The following is a 22,956-nucleotide window of genomic DNA, read 5'->3' as shown; positions in this document are numbered from 1 at the left end:
CTCCGCGCCGGCGCGGCTCCGTTGAAGCGAGGCTCGGTCCGAGGTCCTCCTCGCTCGGGGGGACCCTCTCCATCTCCGCGCCGGCGCGGCTCCGTTGAAGCGGCGGGTGGCACGCTCGCCGAAACAGCGTGTGACGATCTCTCCATCTCCGCGCCGGCGCGGCTCCGTTGAAGCTGGACGGCGCTGGCGATCATGCTCACGGCCGTGTAGGTCTCTCCATCTCCGCGCCGGCGCGGCTCCGTTGAAGCGTGACCGCGACGGAGTAGGTGCCGGGGCCCTGGTAACCGCTCTCCATCTCCGCGCCGGCGCGGCTCCGTTGAAGCAGGCGGGTAGCAGAGACCACGCTGAGAACTTGGTAGGAACTCTCCATCTCCGCGCCGGCGCGGCTCCGTTGAAGCGTAGAGATCGCTTCCAAACTCCATGTTCAAGACACGGACTCTCCATCTCCGCGCCGGCGCGGCTCCGTTGAAGCTTCATCCAAGCTGGCGGACGTTTCGACGTCTCGCGGTCTCTCCATCTCCGCGCCGGCGCGGCTCCGTTGAAGCTTCGCGGCCAGAGCGTGCGCCGTGATCTACTTCAAGGCTCTCCATCTCCGCGCCGGCGCGGCTCCGTTGAAGCAACATCCGCGCGAGGGACGGGCCGAGCTGCGCGTCGCTCTCCATCTCCGCGCCGGCGCGGCTCCGTTGAAGCCACACGTCGAGGCCTTCGAGGTCGAGCCACACGGTGACTCTCCATCTCCGCGCCGGCGCGGCTCCGTTGAAGCGTAGCCATGACATCGCCGGACGTTCTCGGACAAATTGCTCTCCATCTCCGCGCCGGCGCGGCTCCGTTGAAGCCCGCACCTCTATCGCGATGACGGTCGCCTCGTGCCTTACTCTCCATCTCCGCGCCGGCGCGGCTCCGTTGAAGCGACACCCGCACCTCTTCGTACTGCGCGCGCACGGTGCCTCTCCATCTCCGCGCCGGCGCGGCTCCGTTGAAGCAGCGGTGCTCGCGCGGTCAGTCCTGCGCACGCATCGCGACTCTCCATCTCCGCGCCGGCGCGGCTCCGTTGAAGCAAGCGAACTTCGTGCTGTACCGTCGCGCAGACGGGTGGCTCTCCATCTCCGCGCCGGCGCGGCTCCGTTGAAGCGTCGAGGGCTGCGAGCGCCTTCTTTGCGCGCGCAGCTTCCTCTCCATCTCCGCGCCGGCGCGGCTCCGTTGAAGCGACGTCGGGCGCAGGGGGCATGACGGCGTGCCGAGCGTCTCTCCATCTCCGCGCCGGCGCGGCTCCGTTGAAGCGTTGGAGCGCTTCTCGATTCCGTTGCCCCATGCGCAGGTCTCTCCATCTCCGCGCCGGCGCGGCTCCGTTGAAGCGAGGTCACGCTCGACGGTCGCGTGACGTCGCCTCCGACCTCTCCATCTCCGCGCCGGCGCGGCTCCGTTGAAGCGCGACGTGGCTCGCATTGCCGCTCACCGGCGGCTCTCCTCTCCATCTCCGCGCCGGCGCGGCTCCGTTGAAGCGTAGAGCGACGGTCGGTGGCCGCCGCGGGGCTCGATGCCTCTCCATCTCCGCGCCGGCGCGGCTCCGTTGAAGCGTTCTGAGGGTGCTGAGAGGGGGAGCATGCAATGGCTCTCTCCATCTCCGCGCCGGCGCGGCTCCGTTGAAGCGTGGAAACGCGCACGAGCAAGACGATCCTCGGCGCGCTCTCTCCATCTCCGCGCCGGCGCGGCTCCGTTGAAGCTCGCCGACCCACGCCAGAAACGCGGAACGCTCCTCGGCTCTCCATCTCCGCGCCGGCGCGGCTCCGTTGAAGCATGTTCATCTTGCCGAACTTCTTCTCGGCGGCTTTTCTCTCCATCTCCGCGCCGGCGCGGCTCCGTTGAAGCCGCGAAGTCGTCGGCTTCACCGCGCGCGAGGCGGAGGCCTCTCCATCTCCGCGCCGGCGCGGCTCCGTTGAAGCTCGATCCACGACGTCGCCGCGGCCGAGGAGCGTTGGCGCTCTCCATCTCCGCGCCGGCGCGGCTCCGTTGAAGCAGCCGTGAGCCGTTGCTGCACCGTCTGTCGTCTGCGGCCCTCTCCATCTCCGCGCCGGCGCGGCTCCGTTGAAGCATCTCGCGCCCGAGCTGCGTCGCGGTTTCGGGCGTCGTCCTCTCCATCTCCGCGCCGGCGCGGCTCCGTTGAAGCTTCGCCGCGGTCACGGCGCGCTCCGGAGCGCGCAGACCTCTCCATCTCCGCGCCGGCGCGGCTCCGTTGAAGCTGGATCAGCGACTCGAGGTCGATGATCGCTTCCGCCACTCTCCATCTCCGCGCCGGCGCGGCTCCGTTGAAGCGATCCGTATCCAAAGCGTGAGCGTGAAGGCATCTCGCGCTCTCCATCTCCGCGCCGGCGCGGCTCCGTTGAAGCGAGACGCAGATGATTCAGACTGAGGGTAAGCGCAACGCTCTCCATCTCCGCGCCGGCGCGGCTCCGTTGAAGCGAGGGCGTGTACGTCAACAACGCGCGCCTGATCTCGCCCTCTCCATCTCCGCGCCGGCGCGGCTCCGTTGAAGCGACCGATCCGCCGTAGTCGATGGAACCCGCGCAGATGGCTCTCCATCTCCGCGCCGGCGCGGCTCCGTTGAAGCAAAGAAGCGTTGCAGGAACTCTCTTCGGGAGTCGACTTCTCTCCATCTCCGCGCCGGCGCGGCTCCGTTGAAGCGACCCTCACGCGCCGCGAGCCGCACGCGCACGCGTCGGCTCTCCATCTCCGCGCCGGCGCGGCTCCGTTGAAGCAAGGACTCGCCGCTGTCGCAGATGAGCGCCGTGGTCACCTCTCCATCTCCGCGCCGGCGCGGCTCCGTTGAAGCCTCGGCAAGGACGACGGGACGGAGCACCTCGACGTCTCTCCATCTCCGCGCCGGCGCGGCTCCGTTGAAGCTTCATCCGAAGAGCGCCTCCTGCCCCGCGCGTTCGGCCCTCTCCATCTCCGCGCCGGCGCGGCTCCGTTGAAGCCTTTCGCCGCCCCATCGGGCGCGGAGGTCTCTGCGCGCTCTCCATCTCCGCGCCGGCGCGGCTCCGTTGAAGCACGGCCATCATCTGCTGGTAGCCGACAGGCGCTTGCGGATCTCTCCATCTCCGCGCCGGCGCGGCTCCGTTGAAGCAGCGACCTCGAGCTCCGGCGCGTGCAGGCGCGCATCGCCTCTCCATCTCCGCGCCGGCGCGGCTCCGTTGAAGCGAGAACGGCTCGGCGTTCGGGAGCGCGGGATCGACGGCTCTCCATCTCCGCGCCGGCGCGGCTCCGTTGAAGCTCCGCGAGCGGGGCAAAGTGGAGGTGGAGGAGCTCGTGCACGACTCTCCATCTCCGCGCCGGCGCGGCTCCGTTGAAGCGACGTCCGCCGTCACGTCGACGGCGGCGCCGATCGCGCTCTCCATCTCCGCGCCGGCGCGGCTCCGTTGAAGCGACGCGGAGAACGACACGCTCCGCGTCGAGGCCCGCGCTCTCCATCTCCGCGCCGGCGCGGCTCCGTTGAAGCTTCACGGGGCGGTCCCCCAGGGTCATGTCGCAGGGCGCTCTCCATCTCCGCGCCGGCGCGGCTCCGTTGAAGCACCGTCTTCGGCGCGTGCTCGGCAAGCCTACTCTTGACTCTCCATCTCCGCGCCGGCGCGGCTCCGTTGAAGCCCCGACGTGATCCCGAAGCGCTGGCAGATGTCCGGCGCGCTCTCCATCTCCGCGCCGGCGCGGCTCCGTTGAAGCGCCGCGATCGCGACGCCGTTGCCGTCGATGTCCTCGAGCCTCTCCATCTCCGCGCCGGCGCGGCTCCGTTGAAGCGAGCTGCAGCAGGTCGGAGAGGTGGACGCGAGCATCACCTCTCCATCTCCGCGCCGGCGCGGCTCCGTTGAAGCGTCGCTGGCAAGCTGACGCGCGCGCCGTCGACCGGGCCTCTCCATCTCCGCGCCGGCGCGGCTCCGTTGAAGCTCCGGACAGCTCACGACCTTCGCGAACGAAGGTCGGTACTCTCCATCTCCGCGCCGGCGCGGCTCCGTTGAAGCTGCCGCTGCCCGTAGAGATCGGCGAGGTTGTTGTCGACCTCTCCATCTCCGCGCCGGCGCGGCTCCGTTGAAGCTGGGCCCCTGGCGCGGCCCCAAGGCGGTTGTCGCGCTCTCTCCATCTCCGCGCCGGCGCGGCTCCGTTGAAGCGCGACGGACGGTCAGATGTTGCAGTGTGCGGGTAGAGCTCTCCATCTCCGCGCCGGCGCGGCTCCGTTGAAGCCCGTTACCGACATGCGGGGTCGGCTCGCTCACTCCCGACTCTCCATCTCCGCGCCGGCGCGGCTCCGTTGAAGCGGCGGACATCTCGGGGCAGGCGCAGATCAACGCCGCCTCTCCATCTCCGCGCCGGCGCGGCTCCGTTGAAGCGACGCGCGGCGCGCGAAATTGGATCGGCGCCGCGCGAACTCTCCATCTCCGCGCCGGCGCGGCTCCGTTGAAGCTACGCGCGATCCGAAGCCGGTGGCTGGAAGAGCGCGGTCTCTCCATCTCCGCGCCGGCGCGGCTCCGTTGAAGCGCTCGCGACGTCGTGAGCTACGCAGGCATGCTCGTCGTCCTCTCCATCTCCGCGCCGGCGCGGCTCCGTTGAAGCCGCACGAGCGCAGCTATCACCTCTGCGCTCTGCACAATCTCTCCATCTCCGCGCCGGCGCGGCTCCGTTGAAGCGCACTCCTCGTGTCATGCACGCCGAAGGACCGCGCGGCGCTCTCCATCTCCGCGCCGGCGCGGCTCCGTTGAAGCCTTCTGGCGGGTGCGTTCAAGGACGTCGTTCAGCGGACTCTCCATCTCCGCGCCGGCGCGGCTCCGTTGAAGCGTAGAGCGCGACGCCCTCGGGGCTCGCGCCCGCGGCGCTCTCCATCTCCGCGCCGGCGCGGCTCCGTTGAAGCGACCGCAGCCGGTGGGCCTGTTTGAAGTACCTCTCACGACCAGCCTTGCAGTCTTCGTTCGCTCGGCCACTCCGTATGGACGGTGTGTGCGCGATCGCTCCGGTGGTGGAGATACTCGAGGCGTTTTCGAGGAGCGATGCGCGCTCGAGCAATGCGGCGTCGACGTTCTTGCCCTGATGATGGTTCTACGCGAGCAGGCGGAGCGCGGCGCGCACGGCGACATCGTCTCGGTCGCGGAATCGGGCGAGCTCGCACGGTGTCTGCGCCCACGCGCGTTCGTCGCGCTGGAGATGTGCGTGCTGGGGGACAGGTTGCTCGCGACCGTCGCGGGCGCTCCGTTACAGCTCGGTGTCGGGGAACGCTAGGACCTCGGCGATCGTGCGTGTGCCGCACGTCAGGGCGATGAGGCGGTCGAGGCCGAGGGCGTTGCCGCCGGAGTCTGGCATGCCCGCCGTGAGGGCGGCGAGGAAGCGCTCGTCGATCGGGTATACCGGCTTGCCCCTCGCGCGCCGCAGCGCCTGGTCGTGCTCGAAGCGCGCGCGCTGCTCGATCGGGTCGACGAGCTCGCCGAAGCCGTTGCATAGCTCGACCCCCGCGACGTAGAGCTCGAAGCGCTCCGCGAAGCGTGGGTCCTCCCCGCGCTTGCGCGCGAGCGAGGCCTGCGACGCCGGGTAGTCGACGACGAAGACGCCGCGATCGAGCGCGGCGAGGCCGGGCTCGACCTCGAAGGCGAGCTTCTCGAAGAACGTGTCCTCGTCCTCGCTCGCGAGGCGCAGCATCTCGTCGCGCGCCACGCCGGCGTACCGCTCGAACGCGTCGGCGAGCGGGAGACGGAGGAACGGCGGACGCAGATCGATCGTGCGGCCGTCGAGCGTGACCGCGCCGCCGGTGATGCGCGCGACGAGCTGCTCCGTGTCGCGCATCACCGCGTCGATGCCGGCGTTCGGGCGGTAGAACTCGAGGATCGTGAACTCCGGGTTGTGCCGCTCGCCGCGCTCGCCGGCTCGAAACGCGCGCGTGATCTGGAAGATGCGCCCCGCGCCCGCCGCGAGGAGCCGCTTCATCTGGTACTCCGGCGACGTCGAGAGGAAGCGGTCGCCGGGCGAGAGCGCGAACGCGTCGAGGTGCAGGTCGAGGCCGGGGGACGGGACCGCGATCGGCGTCTCGACCTCGACGTAGCCGCGCGACTCGAAGAACGCGCGCGCCGACGCGAGCGCGCGCGCCCGCGCACGCAACCGCTCCGGCGTCGAGCCCGCCTCGCCCCGCGAGCCCGCCTCGCCCCGCGAGTCCGTCTCGCCCCGTGAGCCCGCCTCGCCCCGCGAGCCCGCCTCGCCCCGCTCCGGCGTCGAGTCCCGCGAGCCCCGCGAGCTACTCAAGGCGCGAGGCCGCGGAGCAGGATGTCGGCGAGCTGGCCCGACGCTCGCGCGAGCGCGCCGGCCTCCGCGCGGCCGAGCGCCCACGTGAGCGTGATGCCGTCGAGCGCGCCGAAGACCGCGCGCGCCGCGACGTGGGGCGAGACGTCCTGCCGGAACGCGCCCGACGCCTGGCCCTCCGCCACGATGCGCGCGATGCCGTCGATGTACGCGGTGAAGCGCGGCGCCGCGAACTCCTTCAGCAGGCGCGTCGACTGGCGCAGGATCACGGTGATGACCTCCGCGAGATCGCGCTCGCCCTCGAGCAGACCGAGCTGCATGTCGATCACCGCGCGGAGGCGCGCCGGCGCGTCGGGCTGCTTCGGCAGCTCCTCCTTCATGAACGTGAGGAGCCTCTCGATGCGGTCCTCGAACAGCGAGACGAGCAGGCTCTCCTTCGAGTCGAAGTACAGATAGATCGTGCCGTCCGCGACGCCGGCCGCCTTCGCGACCTCGCTCACGCGCGTCGCGTGGAAGCCGTTCCGCGCGAAGACCTTGATCGCCGCCTCGAGGATGCGCGATCGCTTGTCGCCGGAGCGCCGCGGCGCCGCCTTTTTCCCGCGCGATGCGCGCGATGACGCGCCGGTCTTCCGCTTCGGTCGCAAACTGAGTGAGGATTCACTCATTCGCGTTTGCGAGTATCAAACGCCGCCGGTGGGGTCAACGCGGAGCGTCAGCGCGCGGCCATGAGCAGCATGCGCTCGGCGAATGCGCCGATCTGGCTGCCCATCCACGGCCCGAGGATCACGAGCGCCGCGACGACCGCGAGGAGCCGCGGCAGATGCGCGATCGTCGGGTCCTGGATCTGCGACGCCGCCTGGAACGCCGCGACGAGCAGGCCGACGATCGCCGCGACGCCGAGGATCGGCAGCGCCACCGCGACCGAGAGCACCAGCGCGTTCTGCGCCTGCTCGACGAGCACGCTCGGGTTCACTGCGCGTCCGTCTCCGCTCCGCCGTCCGGAGTCTCCGAAGGAGCAGGCCCCGTGTCGGCCGGCGCCTGCGCGTCCGTGATGCCGCCCACCGCGATCGCCGTCACGCACGCCGGGTGCGTCGCGCGCGAGCGGTCGGCCGGGCAGCAGCGATCCGAGCTCACGTTGTTGAGCTGGTTGAACGGGTAGCAGACGAGGCCCTCGTCCGTCTTGCAGTCGGCGTTGTCGTTCTCGATGTTGCAGACCTCACCTTCGCCCTGGTTCGAGCACGCGGCGAAGGCGGCGATGATCGCGACGGCGAGGAAGACCAGCGAGCGTTTCACGCGCCTTGAATCGCACGGCGAGACGCGGATTACAACGAGGACGACGATTCGTCGGACCGGAGCTTCTCGTCCTTCTTCTCGACCGTGTCCGAGAACAGGCCGATGTATTGCGCCATGCTCGAGAGCGACCACACGAGCGAGAGATAGATGAGGACGCGGCCGACGCGCGCGAGGTCGACGACGCCGAGATCGATGCCGAGGTACGAGAGGTGCGCCGGGTTGCCGTAGAGGAGCACGATGATGCCGACGACCTGGAGCGCCGTCTTCGTCTTGCCCTCCTGCCCCGCGGAGATGATGACGCCCTCGCTCGCGGCGACGCTGCGGAGCGCCTGCACGCTGAGCTCGCGCGCGAGGAGGATGACCACCGCCCACGGCGCGATGCGGTCCATCTTCACCATCCACACGAGCGTCGCCATCACGATGAGCTTGTCGGCGAGCGGATCGACGAGCTTGCCGAACACGCTCACGAGGTTGAGCTTCCGCGCGAGGTAGCCGTCGAGGACGTCGGTGATGCCGGCCGCGGTGAAGATCATCGACGCCCAGAAGCCCGAGCGCGGCGTGTCTTGATCGAGGAACCACAGGCAGAGCGGGATCGCCGCGACGCGCAGCATCGTCAGCGCGTTCGGCAGGTTGAAGGTGTCCTCTCGGAGCGACTTGCGTCGCTCCTTTCGCACCTCGGGAGGGAGCCCTGCCATCAGGCCCCCGCGAGGAGAACGCGGCCTTCGCCGGCGAAGCTGACGAGGCCGCGCTGGCCGCAGGGCGCGTCGCTCGGCGCGACCGCGCGCGGGACGAGGCGCCCGAACCAACCGAGGATCGCCTCGCGGCGCACGCTGAGCGATCGCTCGCTGTGGACCGCGAGCGCGACGACGTCGCCGATCGCCTCGATGAGGACCGCGCCGTTGCCGCGCAGCTGGACGACGGGGAGGTGCTCGCCCTCGCCGGTGGTGAGGCGGCCGTTCTCGAACGCGACGTCGACGGTCCCGCCGCCGAAGCCGAGGAGCACGTCCTCGCGCGCGAAGCACATCTCGTCGATCGGGTACGCGTGCAGCTTGCGGCCCGGCCGCGCCCCGAGCACGAGCTCCCCCTCGCCGGTGACGTGCACCATCGGGCTCGCGACGCCGCCGAACGACTCGCCGTTCGGCTTGCCCTTCACGTGCCGCTCGAGCAGCGCCATCTTGAGCCCCGTCTGCTGCGCGCGGAACGCCTCGAGCCGCGCGACGAAGCCGACCTCCGGCGTCGTCCGCGCGAGCGCGAGGCCCGACGGATGGAGGACCACGCCGTCGGTGGGGAAGACGACCGTGCGCGCCTGACGCGGCTCGATCGACATCGGCGCGACGCTGCCGGAGCTCCGCGTCGTCTCCGGCTTCATGCTGAGCGACTTGGGCGCCGGCGCCTCGACGGGCGCCGGCGGCTCCTCCGGCGCTGGAGGACCGATACCGAGCGGCGTCTGCGGCGGCGGCCCGGAGGGCCCGACCACCGCGCGCGTCACGGCGGGCTCTTCGTGTTGTTGCGGCGGCGGCGCGGTGACCTGCGGGCGCGGCTCCCAGTCGTCGGCGGCGGGCTCCTCCGGCGGCCGGCTGCCCGGACCTTGCGGCGGCGCGCTGCCGTGGCCGAGCGGCGGCGCGAGCGTGCGCGTGCGCGCGGCGTCGTCGGCGACCTGCTGCTCGTGCGACTTCGCGGGACCGAACGGGCTCGGCACCGCGACGACCGGACGGCGCAGCGACGGTACGGGCGGGAGCGAGCCCGCGTCGTCGAGCCCGAACGACGGCGGCTTCTGCGAAGGGATACGCTCGAGCGACGCGAGCTCGTTCGCGAGGAAGCCGTACGCCGGCGGCGCGCCGACCGGCGCGATGAGCGTGGGCCGGCGGTTGAACTGCTGCGCGCCGCGTCCGAGCTGCGGGACCGCGGGCGCGGCCGGCGCGGGCGGTCCGTCCTTCGTGTCCGGCTTCTGCGTCTCGGGCTTCTGCGAGATCGTGGACGTCGTGCCGAGCTCGTGCGGGCGCCAGCTCGCGGCCGCGGGATCGTCGATGTCCTTGTCGCTCGTCGGCTCCGCGAGCGCGAACGAGAGCTCCCCCGCGTCGAGCTCCTGGTACGCCGCGCCCGCGACGTCGCGGATCTCCTGCCGCGGCGAGCTCGGCGCGGAGCCCGTCGCGGTCGGCGCCGCGGGCGGCGCGTGCCCGATCGCCTCCTCGCGTCGCGCCGCCATGCGCTTCGCCATCTGCGCGTGGCCGCCCTGCTCGAACGCGCGCTCGGCCTGCGCGAGATCGCCGAGGCGCTCGCACGCGAGCCCGAGGTAGCCCCACGCGCGCGAGTGACCGGGGTTCAGCGAGAGGAGCTGCTCGAGGTCGCGGCGCGCGAGCTGCGGCTGGCCCGTCTTCAAGTAGCAGAGCGCCAGGTTCAGGAGCAGCGACGTGTCGTTCGCGTTCCGGCGGCGGAGCGCCTCGTAGATCTGGATCGCGCGCGGATAGAGCCCGAGCCGGAAGTACACGACCGCGATGAGGTCCTGCCCCTTCGAGTCGCGCGGCTGGAGGTGGAGCGCGCGCTCGAGCTCCTCCTTCGCCTCGTGGACGCGGTTGTCCTGGAGGAGCTCGCTCCCGCGATAGAGGTGGAAGAGGAAGTCCTCGTTCGACGAGTCGTTCGGCTGGTCCGAGTCGTGGAGGAGCCCGATGGAAGGCGTCAGCCGCCGCGACTCGTGCGGCGGATCGTCGCCGAAATCGCCGTAGGGAAACGGCGGGCTCTGGCTCGAACGCATTCCGGGGACGATGCTAGCCGACCCGGGCCGGATCGGGCGAGATTCCCCGCATTGTCAGGGCGATGGCCACCGTCGCGACCGGCACGAGCGCGACAGCCGCAGCGGTTCCCCCGAAAAGCCCGGAGTCACCTCCGGCCCACGCGCTCGACGCGAGGCGCACCTGCACGACGCCTCCGGCGACGAGCGTGTCGGTCGCGAAGCGGAACGCCATGTGCGCGCCCCACGGCATCCACGCCCCGCGGTCGCGCGTCCACAGCGCGCCGAACGCGACGCCGAGGAGCGCCGCGACGACGACGCTCCGCGCCGACGCGTCGCTCCGCCCGAGCGCGGCGCCGGCGGAGGTCACGCCGCACGCGACGACGCGGAAGAGGTCCTGCGCGCTCGCGCGATCGCCGGGCTCGAACATCCCGAGCGCGCGGAGCGTCACGCCGTGGAAGAGGAGCTCGTCGCGCCAGGCGTAGAGCCCCGCCGTGACGAGGCCGATGACGAGGACGGAGACCGACGCGCTCGACACCGCCTCGAGCTTCGCGCCGCCCGAGACGACGAGCACGCCGAGGAGCACGCCCGCGATCGCGAAGCCGGCGAGCGCGCCGAACATGCCGCGCCGCACTCCGTCGGGCAAGCTCGCCTTTCGGTCGTGAGGCGTCCACACGACGCCGAGGCGCGAGGTGCCCCACTCGACGAGCACGGCTTGCCCGACCGCCGCCGCCGTCGCCTGCGCCTCGAGGAAGATCTGGAGCACGCGGCACGCGCCGTAGAGCCCGAGCCCCCACGCGAGCACGGACAGGCCACGCGGTCGCGGCGCGTCGTCGTCCTTGTCGTCGTCGCTCACGCGAGAGCGTCCTCGAGCTCGCCGCCCTGCGCGAGGAGCCCGGGCAGACCGCCGGTGTGAAGGAAGAGCACGTTCGCGCCGGCGGCGACGTCGCCGCGCGAAACGGCCCGCGCGAGGCCCCAGATCGCCTTGCCGGTGTAGACCGGATCGAAGACGAAGCCGGTGCGCTTCGCGATCAGCGTGAGGAAGCGCTTCTGCTCGTCGTCCATCACCGCGTAGGCGGGGCCCTTCGCCGCGTCGTCGACGACGAGGCCCGTCTTCGCCGGGAGCGACGAGTCCCAGCCGCGCGCCTCGCCGATGATCGCCTCGATGCGCCGCTTGAAGTACATCGCGTCGTCGCACACCGCGAAGGCCCACGCGCGGTCCGCGACGTCGAACGCCCGCGCCCCGAGCGCGACCCCGGCCGCGGTGCCGCCCGATCCGCACGCGTGCGCGACGGCGTCGAAGCGCGGCGCGAGACCGAGGTCGATCTGCGCCCGCACCTCGCGCATCGCCTCGACGTAGCCGAGCGCGCCGAGCCCGTTCGAGCCGCCCTCCGGCACGACGTAGGCGGCGACCTGCTCCGACGCGAGCTCGCGCTGTGCGGCGTGCATGATCGCGTCGCGCTGCCGGTACTCGTCCGGCGTGATGAACACGAGCTCGGCGCCGGCGAGGCGATCGAGCAGCACGTTGCCGGTCGCGTCGAGGCGCGCGCGCGCGGCGGCGGGGTCCGCGACGCGGAGGTAGAGCACGCAGCGGAGGCCGAGGCGCGCGCACGAGAGCGCGGTCGCGCGCGCGTGGTTCGACTGGAGCCCGCCGCAGGTGATGACGAGCTCGGCCTTCTCGTCGAGCGCGTCGGCGAGGAGGAGCTCGAGCTTCCGGATCTTGTTGCCCGCCTCCGCGCCGCCGGTCGCGTCGTCGCGCTTCACCCAGACCTTCGCCCCGACGATCTCGTCGAGCGCGGGTCGTCGTTCGATCGGCGTCGGCAGGTGCGCGAGGTAGAGACGACGCGGCATGGCCTTCGATCAGCCCAGCGTGAAGAGCTTGGCGCCGTTCTCCACCGTCGCGCCTTCGGTCGCGTGCACGTCGACGACCTTGCAGGCCGCCTTCGCCTTCACCTCGTTCTCCATCTTCATCGCCTCGATCACGCAGAGCGTCTGCCCGGCCGCGACCTCGGCGTCTCTCTGGACGAGGATGCGGACGACGCGCCCCGGCATCGGCGACTTCACGACCTTCTCGCTCGCGCCGCCGCCCGCCTTCTTCGCGAGCGCTGCCGCGCGCTGCCGCTCGCTCTCGACCCGCACGTACGAGCGATGCCCGCTCGCGACCGCGCCGATCTCCGGCGGCGATCCCTCCACCGTGAGGTCCACGACGCGGCCGCCGACGCGGACCGAGAGCGCGCCCTCGAGCGGGACGACGTCGACCGCGACCGGCCGATCGCCGAGGCGCACCTCGATCTGTCCCGTCGGCAGCTCGTTCACGTCGACGAGGACGGGCTCCTTCGCGGCGGGATCGAGGGTCACGTAATAGCGCATGAGCCAAACCTACTCGGGGCCGAGGACGAATGCGACGTCGAAGGTCACGTCCTCGGTGCCCTCGAAGGCGACGTGCCCCGTCCGTCCGACGTCGAGCCCGAACACGAGCCGCTCGCGCGCCGCCCCCGCGTCCAGCGCGAGCTCGATGAGGACGCGGCGGAAGCAGTTGCCGCCGCCGGGCCAGCGCGCGTCGACCATCGTGATCGCGCGCCGAAGCCGCCGCCGCCCACGCGCGCTCCGGCGCCGTCGTCGCGCGCCGCGCCTCCGTTGCGTCGCGACCGCCTCGGCGGGGCCGGCGTGAAGGCGAAGCCGCTCCGCCGCGCGAGCGACGGAGAGGGCGCGCGCGATCTCGAGCGCGAGGCGGATCACTCGAAGAAGTCGCAGCTGCCGACCGCGAGGCAGCCGTGCGTGTTCGGGTGGCTGAGGTACCGGAGATCGATCCCGTTCGTCGCGAAGAACCGCGCGAGGAGCGCGTTCCGGTAGGTGGTGTGGTCCCACGCGCGGCAGGCGTCGCCCGCGATCCAGCCGTGCGCGCCCTCCGGCGCGGTGTACCCGTGGAACAGCGCGAGCAATGGCTGCGACGCGTTCCACCCCGCCGCGTCCGGCGCGAACGGCACGCCGCGGAGGCGCGGCTCCCACGTCGCGGCGAGCGTGCTCGCGTCGGTCGTGCGCCGGCCCGCGATCCGCGCGAGGCGGAGCGGCACGTCGGGGTGCGGCTGCTCGAACGGGAGCACGCCCTCGCTCGTCCAGTCGGGATCGAAGAGCGCGGTCGCGCACGCGTACGGGTCGATCGCGGGCGCGCCCGCGCACGTCGAGTTCGCGCGGCACTCCGCGCCCGCGCGCGTCTTGCCGAAGCGCGCGATCCCCTCCGTCGTGCCGGTGTCGACGAGCCATCGCATCGGCGCGCGGCGGCCCAGGCGCTCGTAGAGATCGCGCGGCGCCGCGTGGTCCGCGTAGGCGGGGAGGCGCTCGACCGACGCCGGCGGCATGAACGGCAGCGCGCCGGCGGCCCGCGCGAGCGCGTGCTGCGCCGACACCGGGAACTCCGCGTCGCCGATCGTCGCGGTGACGAGGAGCGCGCGCCCCTCCGCGCCGAACCGCGCCGCGACGACGGCCGGATCGGCGGGATCGATCACCGCCTGCGCGAGATCGCGGAAGCGCCGCAGCGCGGGCGACTGGCGGCGGATGCCGAGCCCGTTCGAAGGAGCGACGAGCGCCGACTCGGTGTTGGGCTCGACGCTCTGGATGCGCCGGCCGATCGGCGCGCCCTCCTTCGGGTTGCAGCGCGCGTAGGACCCGACCGCGTCGGGGCCGTCGTAGACCTGCACGTCGAGGCGATCGCCGATCGAGGTCGGGATCGCGATCGAGAACCGTCCGTCGCGATCGCTCCGCGCGCAGCGGAGCTGGCTCGCGGTGACGTTCGTGACGACGATCGTGCGATCGGGTCCGAGCTCCGCCGGCTCGAGGCACGCGATCTCGAGCTCGCGTCCGGACGCGGCGACACGGACCGTGCGCTGAGGATCGCGGCAGCGCGAGTCGGCGCGCTCGCCGGCGGGGACGGCGAAGACCCACGGGCCGAGGACCTCCGCGTTCGACGTCGCGGCGGAGCGGAGCGCGACGTCGGCGACGAGCCCGCCCCCGCCCGCGATCGACGCCGTCGCGCGCACGCCCGGATCGGCCGCGCCGACGAGCGTGCTCGTGATCGCGCCGAGCCCCATCCCCGCGACGAAGATCGGCGCGGCCTCGCCGCCGACGTCGGGGAAGGCGCCGGCGCGGAGCAAGCGCACGACGTTGAGCCCGTCGACCGCGCCCTGGCGGAGCACGTCGCGATCGTGCGCGACGTGACCGGTCCACCAGCCGCCGAGGTCGGCGCCGCGCGCGCGGCCGCCGAGGAGCCCGTCGGTGCAGCTCGCCGCGAGCGCGCCCTTCGCCGCGTCGTCGAGGACGAGGCCGCGGCCCGGCAGGTTGTACGCGAGGAACGCGACGCCCTGACGCGCGTAGTCGCCGCCGTAGAGGAGCGCGTCCTCCGCGTGGTGCCCGACGTCGTGGCCCCAGACCACGACCGGGAACGGCGCCGCGCGCGTCGCGGACGACTTCGGAAGGACGAGCACGAACTGCACGTCGTCGGAGCGCACGTCGCCGGCGCCGCTCTTCAGGTCGATTTGAAAGCGCGCGTCGGGATCGGGCGCGGCGGGATCGCCGAGGAGGTAGGGCGAGCGGAACGATCCCGCGACGATGCGTCCGGCGTGCTCGAGCGACGCGTTCACCGCCGCGACGCTGGCGTCGTCGAGGCCGAGCGCCTGCTTCAAGAGCGGCCCCGCGCACGTGCGATCGACGTCGCGCGTGCCCTCGATCGCGGCGGGGGTCACGCGCGAGAGGTTCCCGAGCGGACCGTTTCCGGCGAGGCCTTCGCGGAGGAGACGGAGGTCGTCCTCTGCGGGCTGGGTCGTGAACGTCCACACGAACGTGACGTGCTCGAGGCCGGTCCCGGCGATGTCGCCGTAGTAGCTCGCGAGGCGGTTGTCGGTGAGCCAGTCCAGGAGGCGCGCGACGCCGGCGCGCTGGGTGGGATGATGGATCGCCTCGAACGGCGAGCGCACCGGCTGCCCGTCCTTCGCGCGCAGCCGATCGGTCAGGACGACGGCGTACTCCGTCATCTCCGCGAGCGGCACGATCGGTCGGAGCAGGAGCGTGTCGGTCTCGCGCTCGTACCAGTCGTGGACGTTCGGGTGATCGAGCACGCCGTCGAAGTCGCGATCGAGGCGCGGCTCGTACGCGAAGAAGGGGAGGCCGGCGCCCTCCTCGACCGTCTCGAAGATCAGGTTCGACTCGCTCGCCTTGCGATCGCCGGGTCCGTAGCGCCACGGATCGCGGACCGTGAGCGGCGAGTAGCCGGCGCCGACGTCGAGCAGCGCGGGGATCCCGGTCGAGAGGTTCACGACGTAGATCGGATCGTTCGCGGGATCGTGCTCGTCGGTCGCCATCCGCGTGAAGACCGCGTCGACGTCGATCGCCGGATCGCGCACGTCCGTCGTCGGGCTGCGCTCGAACCCGACGCTGATGGAAGAGGAGAGCCCCCACCCCTCGAGCGCCGCGAGATCGGCGCGGAGCCGCCGCTCCATCGCCGTCGCGCCGTCGAGCGGCGGGCTCGGCCGCTTCCCGGTGCGGCTCGTCGGATCCGCGACGGTCGCGACGTCGTTCGGCAGCGGCAAGTCCCGCGGCACGTCGAACCGCACGACCGGCCCACTCCCCCCCGGCGTCGCGCGCAGCCCGATCGGCGCAACGTCCACCGAGCACGCGACCACGAGAGCGAGCAACACGAGAGCGAGCAAGAGGGGCCCCAGAAGCGGCCGCGCAAGCGGGCGCGAAGCGCCCCGAGCCTTCGAGGGCCGTGTCTGGGGCGGGGGTGTCGGGGGCGGAGCCCCTGACGATGAGAAGAAGAAGCGCATGACTAGAACTGGAGGCCCAGGCGGCCGACGGCGATCCATTGCGTCGAGATCGTGTTCCCCGCCGCGTCCTCGAGCGCGCCACCCGGGAAGAGGACGCCGGCCTGCGCGCCGACCTGCGTCGTGATGCCGTACTCGAGCGGCACGCGCACCTCGAAGCCGCCGTCGAGCTCGACGCCGAGGTCGCGCCGCTTCGGGCTCCCGCCGCGGTAGCTCACGTACGAGCCGCGGGTCGCGACCTGGTACGGGTCGACGATCTCGCTCGTCGCCTGCGCGACGACGACGCCGCCTTTGAAGTCGAGCCACCCGCGCGGTCGATACGTGACGGTGGGGTTCACGTACTGCGCGCCGAAGACGCCGCCGTTGGAGGGGAGCAGATCGGCGGGCGCGCCCGGCACGACGCGCGAGGACGACGCGAGGCTCGGGTCCGCCGCCGCCGTCGCGGAGCGCGCGGTCTGGAAGCGGAGGACCTCGTCGAAGAGGAGGAGGCCGACGCGGTGGTTCGGATCGAACGTGAAGCGCTTCAGCGTGCCGTCGTACGGATCGGCGTCGCCCGAGGCGTAGCCGATCTCGAGCTCGCCGATCAGGTCGCCGTAGGCGGGGCCGTCCGGCGCGCGCCGCGGATCGCGCGGGAGGGTCCAGCCCTCCTGCGCGCCGCGGTGGAGGTGCATGACGCCGAGCTTCGCCGCCCCGCCGTAGGCGCGGATCTGCGTCGTCGCCTGCGCCGCGCTGCGCGCGAGATCGGTCGACCCGATCACGTAGGCGGCCTCGGCCTCGGCGTAGAGGAACGCGCGCCGATCGCCGGGGACCTGCTTCGTGACGCGGCCGTGGAGGTCGATCGTGATCTGGTCGAGCTCGTCTTTGAACGTCGCGAACGGCGCCGCGGCGGCGCGATCGCTCGTCTGGTGCCGGAAGGTGGTGAACACGCCGAGCCGATCGGCGCCGTGCTCCCAGTACGCCGCGACGATCCCTTGCAGCGCCTGCTCTCCGCGCGTCAGGCGCGCGAGCTGATCGCGGAAGACGAGGTCGGCGGCGAAGGAGAGGTTGAAGTCGCTGTCCTTGCCGCCCGGCTTCGTCGCGAGGAGGAGGCGCTCGCTGATCGAGCCGTAGCGGTAGTCGCCGAAGAGGGTCGGGTGATCGCCGTCGTTGAAGACGACGCCCATCCCCCAGTGGTTCGGCTGCTGTCCGAGGCGCGCGTAGCCGAACGGAAGCTTGTATTCTGCATAGAGCCAGCGCGGCTGCAGGTTGCCGAACCCGTTCAGCTCGTCGCGCGGCGTCTCGTCGGCGCTCACGCCGCGCGCCTTGTCGCCGACGACGAGCCCGGTGAGATCGAGCTGCCCGACGATCGACAGCGACTCCTTGAGCTGCAGCACCGGCGTCACGCGGAGCCAGTGGGTGACGAACCCGTTCTGCCCGAGCGACTGCGCCTCGAGCCCGGGCCGCGCCGCCTGCGCGCTCGCGGTCGCGACGAGCGGGAAGCTCCGCTGCCCCTGGAGCCGGATCTGGTGCTCGCCGTGGATCACGAGCCGGTACGTGTCGGCCTCGGCCGGCGGCGGCGCGCGGCGCCCGATGTCGATCTTGAGCGCGTCGAGATCGGCCGGCGCCTCCTCTTCTGCCCGCGCGCGCGACACGACGAGCACGCCGGCGATCGCGAAGAGAGCGAGGAGCCGGCGCATGCGGCCGCGCAGCATAGTCGCCCCCGCGTCGCGCCCAACACGTTCGAAGACCGGGCTCGTTTTTTTCGAGCCCTCGCGTGGCGCGTTCCCCGACACCTTCGAAGGAGGAGGCTTTCTTTTTATGGGCCTGGCACGGCGTCGTCTCGGCTTCGGCGTCTCGGAGTGGGGCCCCGTTGGGTCGACTCGACTTCGGCGTCACCGTCCTCGCCGGCACCCGCCTGGATCGCCACCGATGGATCGTTCGCGTCCCATATGGATCGCCACTACCTCACATGATCATACCTACGGATGACGTCATTTCGATGAGTTACAGCTGGTGGATCCCAGGTGAGTCGGTGGATCGAGAGATGCTACATGTGTGTCCCAGTCGGACCGAATCGAACCGCTCCTAGCCCGAGACTGCACGCCCGGTGAACGATCCCGCGCGATGACGTCTCCGCCGGGAATCCGGGGAGAGGAGAGCCCGACGAGGAGACACGAACACGAAGCACCGTCGAAGCGACAACCCATCGTTACGCTGCGCGCTCTCCCCAGCGCGAATTGCCGGTCGTACCGATCGTGGAAGCCGCCGCGGACAAGTCCGCGGAGGCAAGCGAGCAACCCTCGCTCCACGGACGGACGACCGGTTTCCTTTTGTGCTAATTGAGCCGAAAACCCCATGACGGCTCCGGTCTACGTCGGTCGGCCCATCTCCCTCCTCGACCTCGAAGACGTCGCCGTCCGCGGACGCCCCGTCATGTGCGCGGACGAAGCGCGCGCGAAGGTCCTGCGATCGCGCGCGGCGATCGACGCGATCGCGAAGCAAGGCGACGACGCGCCGCGCGTCTACGGCGTGAACACCGGCTTCGGCGCGCTCTCCGAGACGCGCATCAGCGCGGCGGACGTGCGCGAGCTGCAGCAGAACCTCGTCCGCTCGCACTCGACCGGCGTCGGCCCCGAGCTCGGCAACGCCGAGGTCCGCGGGATGATGCTCCTCCGCGCGCAGGTCCTCGCGCTCGGCCACTCCGGCGTCCGCGCCGAGGTCCTCGACGTCCTCGTCGCGATGCTGAACGCGGAGGTCCATCCGCGCATCCCGTCGCAAGGCTCCGTCGGCGCCTCCGGCGATCTCGCGCCGCTCGCGCACCTCGCGCTCGCGATGATCGGAGAAGGGGAGGCGCGCCGCGGCGACGGCCCCTTCCGTCCCAGCCTCGAGGTCCTCCGCGAAGCCGGCGTCACGCCGGTGGTGCTCGAGGCGAAGGAGGGCCTCGCGCTCATCAACGGCACGCAGTACATGGCGTCGCTCGGCACGCTCGCGCTCCTCGAGGCGGAGCGCCTCGCGACCGCGGCCGACATCGCGGGCGCGATGAGCCTCGAGGCGCTCAAGGGCACGAGCCGCCCCTTCGACGAGCGCCTCCACGAGGCCCGCCCGCACCCGGGCCAGAAGGCGGTCGCCGCGAACCTCCGCGCGCTCCTCACCGAGAGCGAGATCATGGAGAGCCACAAGGACTGCGGAAAGGTGCAAGATGCATATTCCTTGCGCTGCATGCCCCAGGTCCACGGCGCGACACGCGACGCGCTCGCGTGGGTCCGCTCCGTCCTCGAGCGCGAGGTCAACGCGGTCACCGACAACCCCTCCGTCTTCGTCGATCGCGGCGAGACGGAGATCATCAGCGGCGGCAACTTCCACGGCCAGCCGCTCGCGCTCGCGCTCGACCTCGCCGCGATGGCGGCGGCGGAGCTCGCGAACATCAGCGAGCGCCGCGTCGAGCAGCTCGTGAACCCGGCGCTGTCGACCGGCCTCACCGCGTTCCTCGCGCCCGCGGGCCCGAAGAGCGGTCTCCACTCCGGCTTCATGATCGCGCAGGTGACGAGCGCCTCCCTCGTGAGCGAGAACAAGGTGCTCGCGCACCCGGCGAGCGTCGACTCGATCCCGTCCTCGGCCGGCAAGGAGGACCACGTCTCGATGGGCTCGGTGAGCGCGAAGAAGCTCCGCGACGTGGTGAGGAACGTCCGCGCCTGCCTCGCGATCGAGCTCATGACCGCCGCCGCCGGCCTCGACCAGCGCGCCCCCCTCCGCCCAGCGAAGGGCGTCGAAGCCGCGCTCACCACCGTCCGCACGAAGATCGCCCCCATGACCGGCGACCGCCCCCTCTACGGCGACATCGAAGCCGCCACCCAACTCATCGCGACAGGCGAGCTCATCACCTCCGTCACGAAGACCGTCGGCCCACTTGCCTGACTTCGCCTTCTACGCATCGAGCTCACTCGCGAGGACGGTGTTCGTGGTGCTCGCGATCGGCTGTCAGCCCGCCAGGTCGTCGGCGCCGCTGCCCGCTCCGCGGGACGCGACGAAGGCCGCGCTGATCCGGGCCGACGCTCGCGCGGCTTACCAGAAGAAGAGCTACGCCGAGTGTGGCCGCCTCTTCGCCGACGGCGAGGTGCTCGCGTCCGGCAGCGAGGGGGACGCGTACGACGCCGCCTGTTGCCACGCGCTCGACGCCAAGGTCGACGCGGCCTTCGAGCTGCTCGCGCGCGCGATCGAGCGCGGGTACCGCGACGTCGAGCATCTCGAGCGTGACGGCGATCTCGCGGGCCTCCGCGCCGACGCGCGTTGGGCCGCGCTCGTCGCGAACGCGAAGGCCGCGCGCGAGGCCTACGTGCGCACACTGAACCAGGAGCTCTTCACGATGTACCAGGAGGACCAGCGCGATCGCGCGGTCGCCGATCCCTCGAAGATCGACTGGTCGGTCATCGCCGCGCGCGACGCGGCGCGGCGCGAGCGCACGACGCAGATCGTGGCCGCCGGCGGCGCGAAGGCGGCCGACGACTACTTCCACGCGGCGATGATCTTCCAGCACGGCGACACGATCGAAGACTTCCAGACCTCGCATCGCCTCGCGCTCGAGGCGGTGAAGCTCGATCCGCGCCACAAGCGCGCGAAGTGGCTCGCGGCCGCCTCGAAGGATCGCGAGCTGATGAACAGCGGAAAACCCCAGCTCTACGGGACCCAGTTCCGGAAGGCGCACGGCTCGGACACGTGGGTCCTCTACGACGTCGACCCGAGCGTGACCGACGAAGAGCGCGCGAAGTGGAACGTCCCGCCCCTCGCCGTGACGCGCAAGCGCGTCGACGCGATGAACGCCGCCGAGCACGCGAAGTAACCGCCGCGCGAAGTAACCGCCGCGCGTCGGCGGTCAGTTGCCCGCGCCGGCGCGGTCCTTCGCGCGTTGCGGGGCGCGATCGCCCATTCGGTCGACGACCTGGGCGTAGCGCTTCGTGGCGCTCGGGCGGTTGCCCTGCTCCCACTCGACGTCGGCGAGGCCGAGCTGGGCCGGCGTGTACGTCGGGCTCGCGGCGAGGGCGCGCTCGTAGCTCGCCTTCGCCGCGGCGAGGTCGCCCTGCGCGCGCGCGACGTCGCCGAGGCCGCCGTTGGCTTCGACGTTCGCGGGGCTCATCGCGATGACACGCTGGTAGAGCTCGCGCGCCGTCGCGTAGTCGCCCTTGCGCCGCGCGGCGCCGGCCTTGTCGAGGAGGTCCGACATCGAGCCCGGCGAGTCGGTGGCGGCGACCGTCGGCTTCGGCGCGGGGGCCGGCGCGGGCGCCGGCGTCGTGGGCGGCTTGTCGCCGACCGGCGTGGGCGTCGGTTGCGGCGTCGTCACGACCGGATGGTCGTTGTTCGTGACCGTCGGCGGCGTGGGCGCCGGCGGCGTCGCGCTCGGGAGGTCGACCGCGATCGCCTCCGACGACGTCGGCTCCGGGGCGGGTGCCGGGGCCGGCGCAGGAGGCGGCGGCGTCGTGACCGGCGTCGGCGGTACCGTCGTCGCGACCGTCGGCGCTGGCTTCGGCTGCGGCGGATCGGGCGTCGCGACGCGGTACGCGATGCCGAGGAGAACGACCAGCGCGACGCCGCCGAGGATCCAACCGCGCGTCATCGCGGGATCGGAGGTGGGCCGGCGGCGGCGCTGCGTGTCCTCGGGATCGCTCTCGGAGATCGCCGGGATCGACGTCGCGGGAGGACGCGGCGGCGGAGGGATGTCCGGACGCGAGAGGGACTGCGGGCGCGGCGGCGCTTGCGACTTCGCGGCCGCGGGAGGCGGCGCCTGCGACTTCGCCGCGGGCGGCGGCGGCGCTTGCGACTTCGTGACGGGCGGCGGCGGCGCTTGCGACTTCGGCGGCTCCGTCTTCGGCGCGGGGGGCCGCGAGGTCGCGGGCCGCGCGTCGTTCGGCGCGACGGCGGGCACGACGACGAGATCGCGGATCGACAGCGCCTCGTGCGGGTTCGGCTCCTCGTCGTCTTCGAGGTCTTCGTCGCCGAGCACGTCGCCCGAGCTCTCGGGCACCGCGTCCCTCAGCGAGAGCGGCGCCGCCTCGTCGTCGTCGTCGCCGTCCTCGATCAGCGAGTCGGGATCGAGCTCGTCGATGCTGTCGTCGGCCGCGGTCACGTTCGGCGCGGTCGGGCGATCGGCCTCCATCACGCGCGCGGTGGGCGGCGCCACCTCGACGCGGAGCGTGTTGTCGACGTCGCTGCGCGGCGCCGTGTCGGACTTGGTCGGCGCTTTGCTGTCCATGCGCGGGGCCCACTCCACCTTCGGGGAGTTCTGCGTCTTCGGCGACTGGCTGAAGGATCGGATCGGGAGCGGCTCGAGGCGATCGCTGCCCGGCTTCGCGGAGCCGGGCGTGAGCGTCGACGTCAGCGTGGAGGTCAGGGTCGAGCGCCGCGGCTTGTTCCCGACCTCGCCCATGTCGAGCGCGCTGTCCATGTCGGCGAGCGCGAGCTTCGCCTTCGGCTGCCCCTCGGGCGCTTTGTGCGCCTCGGGTGCCCTATGGGGCTCGGGCGTGATGTCGAGGAGCGCGCTCGCGGACTTCTTGTCCTTCGGGATCTCCTTCGTCTCCTCGATCGCCTTCGCCGTCGTCGTGATCGCGCTCGGGCGTCGCGACTCCGTGAGCTCCTCCCACGTGTCGAACGACATCGCCTTGCCGTCGGGTCCGATGACCGTCCACTTGCCCGGCACGGACATGGGCGCCGGCTCCATCCCTGCGGCGGTCTCGCGCAGGTGCCCGCACTTGTTGCAGCGGACGCGCGGCTTTCCGTCGCCCGATGCGTCCACGACGTAATGTCCGGAGCATCGATCGCAGTGGATAAGCTCGGCGGCCTGGGCTGTCCCTGCCATGGCTCGGAATATTACAGCATTCC

Annotated in this window: 16 protein-coding genes and 1 CRISPR repeat array (1 of these 17 cut by a window edge); of the genes, 3 read left to right on the top strand and 13 right to left on the bottom strand. The window is 71.9% G+C overall.

The genetic code is table 11. From position 1 onward, the window contains the following. Positions 1-4,897: direct repeats of the CRISPR family, unit length 36 nt; unit sequence CTCTCCATCTCCGCGCCGGCGCGGCTCCGTTGAAGC; it reaches 1,771 nt to the left of the window's first position. 86 nt (positions 4,898-4,983) lie between these two features. Then, positions 4,984-5,262: a hypothetical protein gene (locus tag KF837_07550; protein ID MBX3227150.1), complete on the top strand. Its 279-nt coding sequence runs from the start codon at positions 4,984-4,986 to the stop codon at positions 5,260-5,262. Here KF837_07550 and genX read toward each other — a convergent pair. The 12 genes from genX to KF837_07490 form a co-directional block, all read right to left on the bottom strand. Then, entirely contained in the window at positions 5,236-6,357 is a 1,122-nt protein-coding gene (gene genX / locus KF837_07545; protein ID MBX3227149.1) for an EF-P lysine aminoacylase GenX, read from the bottom strand. The two genes, KF837_07550 and genX, sit on opposite strands and share 27 nt — an antisense overlap. Next, positions 6,270-6,935 carry a TetR/AcrR family transcriptional regulator gene (locus KF837_07540; protein MBX3227148.1) on the bottom strand — a complete coding sequence of 222 codons (666 nt, stop codon included), beginning with the start codon at positions 6,933-6,935 and terminating at the stop codon, positions 6,270-6,272. Before KF837_07540 ends, genX begins: the two co-directional genes overlap by 88 nt. A 47-nt stretch (positions 6,936-6,982) precedes the next feature. Next, entirely contained in the window at positions 6,983-7,243 is a 261-nt protein-coding gene (locus KF837_07535; protein ID MBX3227147.1) for a flagellar biosynthetic protein FliQ, read from the bottom strand. Further along, positions 7,240-7,563 carry a hypothetical protein gene (locus KF837_07530; GenBank protein ID MBX3227146.1) on the bottom strand — a complete coding sequence of 108 codons (324 nt, stop codon included), beginning with the start codon at positions 7,561-7,563 and terminating at the stop codon, positions 7,240-7,242. The genes KF837_07535 and KF837_07530 overlap by 4 nt, the downstream gene beginning before the upstream one ends. Before the next feature lie 29 nt (positions 7,564-7,592). After that, entirely contained in the window at positions 7,593-8,258 is a 666-nt protein-coding gene (gene pgsA / locus KF837_07525) for a CDP-diacylglycerol--glycerol-3-phosphate 3-phosphatidyltransferase (GenBank protein MBX3227145.1), read from the bottom strand. Beyond that, positions 8,258-10,315, bottom strand: a complete 2,058-nt coding sequence (locus KF837_07520) for a tetratricopeptide repeat protein (protein ID MBX3227144.1) — start codon at positions 10,313-10,315, stop codon at positions 8,258-8,260. Before KF837_07520 ends, pgsA begins: the two co-directional genes overlap by 1 nt. 13 nt (positions 10,316-10,328) lie before the next feature. After that, the gene (locus KF837_07515; GenBank protein MBX3227143.1) at positions 10,329-11,147 is read right to left on the bottom strand and encodes a CPBP family intramembrane metalloprotease; all 819 of its coding nucleotides are present in this window, start codon (positions 11,145-11,147) and stop codon (positions 10,329-10,331) included. Further along, a complete protein-coding gene (locus KF837_07510) occupies positions 11,144-12,142 on the bottom strand; it encodes a pyridoxal-phosphate dependent enzyme (protein ID MBX3227142.1) in 999 nt (332 codons plus the stop codon). Before KF837_07510 ends, KF837_07515 begins: the two co-directional genes overlap by 4 nt. A 9-nt stretch (positions 12,143-12,151) precedes the next feature. Continuing rightward, positions 12,152-12,661: a biotin/lipoyl-binding protein gene (locus KF837_07505; GenBank protein MBX3227141.1), complete on the bottom strand. Its 510-nt coding sequence runs from the start codon at positions 12,659-12,661 to the stop codon at positions 12,152-12,154. A gap of 9 nt (positions 12,662-12,670) precedes the next feature. Further along, positions 12,671-13,030 carry a hypothetical protein gene (locus KF837_07500; GenBank protein ID MBX3227140.1) on the bottom strand — a complete coding sequence of 120 codons (360 nt, stop codon included), beginning with the start codon at positions 13,028-13,030 and terminating at the stop codon, positions 12,671-12,673. Beyond that, a complete protein-coding gene (locus tag KF837_07495) occupies positions 13,027-15,981 on the bottom strand; it encodes a hypothetical protein (GenBank protein ID MBX3227139.1) in 2,955 nt (984 codons plus the stop codon). The genes KF837_07500 and KF837_07495 overlap by 4 nt, the downstream gene beginning before the upstream one ends. Before the next feature lie 131 nt (positions 15,982-16,112). After that, positions 16,113-17,783, bottom strand: coding sequence for a hypothetical protein (locus KF837_07490; GenBank protein MBX3227138.1), 1,671 nt, complete (start codon positions 17,781-17,783; stop codon positions 16,113-16,115). A 658-nt stretch (positions 17,784-18,441) separates the two neighbouring features. On the opposite strand from KF837_07490, the gene hutH reads away from it, so the two are divergent. Further along, on the top strand, positions 18,442-20,001 hold the full coding sequence (gene hutH / locus KF837_07485) for a histidine ammonia-lyase (GenBank protein ID MBX3227137.1): 1,560 nt from the start codon (positions 18,442-18,444) through the stop codon (positions 19,999-20,001). Continuing rightward, entirely contained in the window at positions 19,994-20,923 is a 930-nt protein-coding gene (locus KF837_07480) for a hypothetical protein (GenBank protein ID MBX3227136.1), read from the top strand. The genes hutH and KF837_07480 overlap by 8 nt, the downstream gene beginning before the upstream one ends. Before the next feature lie 33 nt (positions 20,924-20,956). Here the strand turns inward: KF837_07480 and KF837_07475 are convergent, their stop codons facing one another. Then, positions 20,957-22,870 carry a tetratricopeptide repeat protein gene (locus KF837_07475; protein MBX3227135.1) on the bottom strand — a complete coding sequence of 638 codons (1,914 nt, stop codon included), beginning with the start codon at positions 22,868-22,870 and terminating at the stop codon, positions 20,957-20,959. Between the last annotated feature and the right edge of the window lie 86 nt (positions 22,871-22,956).

The sequence above is a fragment of the Labilithrix sp. genome (assembly GCA_019637155.1).
Taxonomy (GTDB): Bacteria; Myxococcota_A; Polyangia; order Polyangiales; family Polyangiaceae; genus Labilithrix.
This window is presented reverse-complemented; position numbering and strand designations above follow the sequence as displayed.